Genomic DNA, 1470 nt, shown 5'->3' on the forward strand with positions numbered 1-1470 from the left:
GTAATAAACTCTAACATACATTCGACTTTCATTTTAGATAAAGAACAATTTACAGTTTCAAATACAGAAAGAGATTTTGGTATAATTTATGAAAGAAAAAGTATTAATGATGATGAATCAAGAGATCACTTTTTTGATGATAAATCAATAGTGAAATTTATTGATGATGAAAATGAGAACTTTAAAATTTATCTAGGTCCAGAAAATGAGCCAAAAATAGAATTATTAAATAAAAAGTTACGTTCATTTAGCAATACAGTATATATCCCTCTTAATAGAAAAGTTAAAGGTCTTGATAACCTTGAGACATATAAAAGGAATGAAAGATTACATAATTCAAATAGAAAAAATATTGAGGACTCATTAGATCAAGCTCAAAAATACTTCGCAATTTATAACAATAGAATAACATTTACTGAAAATAGAATTAATGCAAATATGAGAGCTCAAATGATTAATCATTTTTCTAAACCGATAGGCAATGTTAAGATTTTATCTAAAGAGAGACAAGATTTTTCTAGTATTAAAAATGATTTAAAAGATATTGTGAGAAAAAATGTGATCGATAACATTATAGAGTTACAGGAGATTTATCAAAATACTTTAGATTCTTATAGTGTAACGGATGGTATTATAAATATAATTGAGCCAGAAAAATTTGTTGAACATAACTTTGCTTTTACTCAATTAAAAAAATTAGAAGAGATTGCGAATATAGCCAAAAAAGAAAAAAAACGGATAGATCGATTAAAAATGAACTTAAAACAAATACTTGATTCTATTAATTTACTGTTTCAAGAGACTGGAAAAGTAATAGCTTATGAAACTGGTGAAAATAGACTATATTTTTTAAATCAAGGAAAAAGGAAAGACAAATTGAATTTGGATTTACTTTCATCAGGGGAAAAGCAAATTGTTGTGTTTTTCATTTTTGCTCTTATAGAGTATGAAACCAAGGGTAGTAAACTATTATTAATTGATGAACCAGAATTATCATTACATATAGAATGGCAGGCAAAATTATTACCTCTCTTAATCACGAATGATGACAAAGCACAAATAATAATTGCTACTCATTCACCGGATATAATAGGTGACTTTTATTCTAATACATCTGAAGTGAAAGGGAGATAGTTTTGACTAGTTTGCCAACCAGAAAGAGTAATTCAATATTTGCTGATATTATTCTTCGTCACCAAAATTATGATTTGTTTTTATTAATAGAAGATGAAAAGATGCCACATGTTTATAAAACACTTGTTGATAGGCTGCTAGATGGAGAAGTTAAAATCGGAAAAATATATCCTTTAAAATCGAAGCAAAATGTTTTGGATAGATTTTCTGAATGGAATAAAAATGCATCCCATTTAAATAAATGTGTTTTTATAATAGATAAAGATTTTGATGTTTTTAAAGGAAAAATCACCGTAGATCATCCAAACTTAGTTGAGCTTGAGTACTATACTATAG

At 26.6% G+C, this 1470-nt stretch carries 2 protein-coding genes; both read left to right on the plus strand.

The window, feature by feature from the left end:
- Positions 1–1134: AAA family ATPase (locus tag V7014_RS27050; RefSeq protein WP_335512214.1), on the plus strand; the 1134-nt coding region annotated here is incomplete at its 5' end.
- 2 nt (positions 1135–1136) lie between these two features.
- The coding region (locus tag V7014_RS27055; protein ID WP_335512215.1) for a DUF4435 domain-containing protein at positions 1137–1470 on the plus strand (334 nt) is incomplete at its 3' end.

It is taken from the genome of Bacillus sp. JJ722 (assembly GCF_036963345.1).
GTDB lineage: Bacteria > Bacillota > Bacilli > Bacillales > DSM-1321 > Bacillus_AD.